The sequence below is a fragment of the Trebonia sp. genome, assembly GCF_049794275.1.
Taxonomy (GTDB): domain Bacteria; phylum Actinomycetota; class Actinomycetes; order Streptosporangiales; family Streptosporangiaceae; genus Trebonia.
The window spans coordinates 1-3,619 of record NZ_JBARCR010000048.1 but is presented as its reverse complement, the minus strand read 5'-3'; the positions used below and the strand labels follow the sequence as shown (position 1 = coordinate 3,619).

5 protein-coding genes are annotated in these 3,619 nt (G+C 69.1%); 4 read left to right on the top strand and 1 reads right to left on the bottom strand.

Annotated features, from left to right (window positions below):
* The 4 genes from WA805_RS01230 to WA805_RS01215 form a co-directional block, all read left to right on the top strand.
* On the top strand, window positions 1–372 hold a 372-nt coding region (locus WA805_RS01230), incomplete at its 5' end, for a methyltransferase (RefSeq protein WP_425241446.1).
* On the top strand, window positions 369–926 hold the full coding sequence (locus WA805_RS01225; protein WP_422289614.1) for a TrmH family RNA methyltransferase: 558 nt from the start codon (window positions 369–371) through the stop codon (window positions 924–926). The genes WA805_RS01230 and WA805_RS01225, both read left to right, overlap by 4 nt.
* Window positions 927–1,007: 81 nt before the next feature.
* Window positions 1,008–1,775, top strand: a complete 768-nt coding sequence (locus WA805_RS01220; protein WP_422279217.1) for a glycerophosphodiester phosphodiesterase family protein — start codon at window positions 1,008–1,010, stop codon at window positions 1,773–1,775.
* 140 nt (window positions 1,776–1,915) lie between these two features.
* Window positions 1,916–2,320, top strand: coding sequence for an RNA polymerase-binding protein RbpA (locus WA805_RS01215; protein WP_422289611.1), 405 nt, complete (start codon window positions 1,916–1,918; stop codon window positions 2,318–2,320).
* Window positions 2,321–2,335: 15 nt separating this feature from the next.
* On the opposite strand, the gene WA805_RS01210 is transcribed toward WA805_RS01215, so the two are convergent.
* A complete protein-coding gene (locus WA805_RS01210; RefSeq protein ID WP_422279213.1) occupies window positions 2,336–3,112 on the bottom strand; it encodes a polyprenol monophosphomannose synthase in 777 nt (258 codons plus the stop codon).
* Window positions 3,113–3,619: the final 507 nt, after the last annotated feature.

Genomic DNA, 3,619 nt, shown 5'->3' with positions numbered 1-3,619 from the left:
TGGGCGGTCGACGTCAACGAGCGGGCACTCGGCCTGTGCGCGCGCAACGCCGAGGCGGCCGGCCTGAGCAACGTCCGTGTCGCGGCGCCCGACGACCCGGCCATCCCCGGGCGCTTCGCCGGGATCTGGTCCAACCCGCCGGTCCGGATCGGCAAGGCCCCGCTGCACGACCTGCTCCGCGGCTGGCTCTCCCGGCTCGCCCCCGGTGCCGGCGCGTCTCTCGTGATGGGCCGCAACCTCGGCGCCGACTCGCTGCACGCCTGGCTGGAGCAGGAAGGCTGGTCCGTGACGCGACTCGCCGCGCGGAGCGGTTACCGTCTCCTCCAGGTCTCTCCCACTATTCCGGAACGTACGCGTGGTGACTCCCGATGACAGCCATACCGCATAGCGGCCCGCCCCGCCAGCTGCGGCCGACCGACGTGAAGCGGCTGAACCGCGACTGGCGGCGGCGCACGGAAGGCCGGCTCGCGCTGCTGCTCGACTCGGTGAGCCAGCCCTTCAACGTCGGCTCGATCGTCCGTACCGCCGCCGCCTTCGGCGCCGAAGCCATCTGGCTGTGCGGCAACACCCCGGACCTGACCATGCCGGCGGTCGGCAAGACCGCGCTGGGCACCGACCGGTTCGTCGAGGCCTACCGGGAGCCGAGCCCGGCCGCCGCGGTGAAGGAAGCCGCGGAAGAGGGGTACCGCGTAGTCGCGGTCGAACTCGCCGCCGGGGCGACCCCGCTCGCCGAGGCGCCGCTCGATGGCGACATCTGCCTGGCGATCGGCAACGAGGACCACGGCTGCTCCCCCGCGCTGCTCGCCGCGGTGCACGCGGTCGCCTATATCCCGCAGACCGGCCGCGTCGGCTCGCTGAACGTCGCGGTCGCCGCCGCGATCGCCATGGCGGAAACCCGCCGCCGCGAGTGGCACCCGGACAGGTAACGCCTGCCGGCCACCCGGTTATTGGGTGGCTGACATGCGATGTTTACCAGACCGGAGACATTGCCTGGGATAATCGGCAGCGTGGCGATTCCATACCTGGACCATCCGCGCCCTGCGGCGTTCGCGCACCGGGGCGGGGCGGCGCACCACCCGGAGAACTCCTGGCCCGCCTTCGAGTACGCGGTCAAACTCGGCTACGCGTACCTGGAAACCGACGCGCGCTCCACATCCGACGGCGCGCTGCTCTCGTTCCACGACGCGACACTGGACCGGGTCACCGACCGCACTGGCCAGGTCGGCAGGATGACCTACAGGCAGGTGTCCGAGGCGAAGATCGCCGGATCTGAGCCGATCCCGCTGATCGAGGACCTGCTCGGCACGTTCGGTGAGCTGCGGTTCAACATCGACCTCAAGGACTCGGGCACGATCGAGCCGATGGTGCGGGTGCTGAAGCGCACCGCGGCCTGGGACCGGGTGTGCGTCACCTCGTTCTTCGGCAAGCGGCTGGTCGCCGCGCGGAAGATCCTCGACCGCCCGGTCTGCATGACCGTCACGCCCGCCGCCGTCGCGGCCGTCAGATACGCGGGGATCTCCGGCAAGGCGATGGCCGCCCGGCTGGCCAGGTCTGGCGCCCAGTGCGCCCAGGTACCCACGCGGATCGCGACCAGGGAGTTCATCAGGCGGTCGCACGAACTCGGGCTGCACGTGCACGTGTGGACGCTGAACACCCGGCAGGAGATCGAGCGCGCCCTCGATCGCGGCGCCGACGGCGTGATGACCGACAACATCGTGCTGCTGCGCGACATCCTCACCGAACGCGGCCAGTGGAACCCCCGGGTGGACGTTTAAGGCGCGCACAGGCGGCGTGATACGCGTGCACATGCCTGAAACATGCCCGAAATGGGGTTGGTGGCGGTGGCAATGGGAATCTTGTCCGGGTATCCAGTGTTGCCGATAGAGATCGCCAACCGCCTGGGAGGCACTAAGTAATGGCCGAACGCGCACTTCGCGGAACCCGACTCGGCGCGACCAGCTACGAGAACGACCGTAACACCGACCTGGCACCCCGCCAGGACGTTCCTTTCGACTGCCCGAACGGGCACCATTTTAGCGTGCCCTTCGCCACCGAGGCGGAACTGCCCCCCATGTGGGAATGCCGTGTCTGCGGGGCCATGGCCACCGCGAGCACCGGCGAGTCGGCGGCGCCGAAGAAGGCGAAGCCGCCGCGCAGCCACTGGGACATGCTGATGGAGCGGCGTAGCGTCGAGGATCTCGAAGCTGTGCTCGCCGAGCGCCTCGAAGTCATCAGGGAACGGCGCGCCATGGAGAGCCGCGCCATCGCCGAAGCCGCCAGCCGCGCCGAGCGCCGCAGCGCCTTAGTCCGAGGCTCCTGAGTCCGAGGCTATTGCCTACCGTCGTGGCGCGGCCGCGGAGCGGCCGTGCAGGCGTGCCGTGATGCCCCACTGGGCGACACGGAAGAACGCTTCGCGAATCACCCCGCTGCTCATCTTCGAGGCACCGCGCTCACGCTCGACGAACGTGATCGGCACCTCCGTGAGCTTCAGGCCCGCCTGCAGCACCCGCAGCGTCATGTCGATCTGGAAGCAGTAGCCCGCCGATTCGATGTTGTTCAGGTCGAGCCTGCGCAGTGCGGACGCGCGGTACACGCGGAACCCGCCGGTCGCGTCCTTGATGCTGATGCCAAGCAGCACGCGGTTGTAGATGTTGGCGCCGCGGGACAGGAACTCCCTGGACTTCGGCCAGTTGACGACCGTGCCGCCGGGCACGTAACGGGAGCCGATGACCGCGTCCGCGCTGTCCAGCGCGGCCAGCAGCCTGGGCAGGTCCTCCGGCCGGTGGGAGCCGTCGGCGTCCATCTCGACGATCACGTCGTAGCCGTGCTGCAGCGCCCAGCTGAACCCGGCGACGTAGGCGCGGCCGAGCCCCGCCTTTTCTGTCCGGTGCATGACCTGGACGTGCCTGTCGGTCTCCGCGAGCTTGTCCGCGAGGTCCCCCGTGCCGTCGGGGCTGTTATCGTCGACCACCAGCAGGTCCGCGTCGGGGACGGATTCCCTGACCCGGCCGGCGACGATCTCCAGGTTCTGCCGTTCGTTGTACGTCGGCATGACGATGACCACGCGCCCAGTTGCCCCGGGCGCGTCTTGCGCCCCGGCCGACTCTTCCATTCCTTGTCTTCACCTTCTCTGTCCGGCAATGTCAGCGGAAGGGAGCCCGGGCAAGCGCCTTCGGTCCGGATCCGCCTCGTAGGCCACGAGCACGGCCTCCGTTGTCTACTGAGCCGCCCGGGCCCCTTCCAGGCCCAACCCCTGACAGCCGGACACTGCACCGGCCCACCTGCTGTCGCGCCCGGCTTCGGAGACTGGCTGTCCCCGCCCCCGCTTGGCGCTCCGACAATGCTACGTGCCATCCGATCCAGTCGGCGAGCCCGGTGCTGGAACGTGCCAAAAACGTACCGCTGATCCGTCCAATGTCAACTGCCTGGGAAACGCGGGCATACCCTTTAGCTACATAGGGCAAGTTTCAATGACGGTATGTCATTCATCACCCGCTGCATTGCACAGAGTTATAAGGGGAGCACTGTGCGGACTCTATCGCGGAAGGCCGCGGCCTGGACCGGCGGCGCGATCATCGCCGCCGGCGGCGTCGCTGTCGGCGCCTACGCCGCCGTAGCC

Excerpts from the sequence above, each read along its gene's own strand:
- WA805_RS01215 (WP_422289611.1), top strand. The coding sequence starts at position 1,916 with ATGGCCGAACGCGCACTTCGCGGAACCCGACTCGGCGCGACCAGCTAC.
- WA805_RS01225 (WP_422289614.1), top strand. The coding sequence starts at position 369 with ATGACAGCCATACCGCATAGCGGCCCGCCCCGCCAGCTGCGGCCGACC.
- WA805_RS01210 (WP_422279213.1), bottom strand. The coding sequence starts at position 3,112 with ATGGAAGAGTCGGCCGGGGCGCAAGACGCGCCCGGGGCAACTGGGCGC.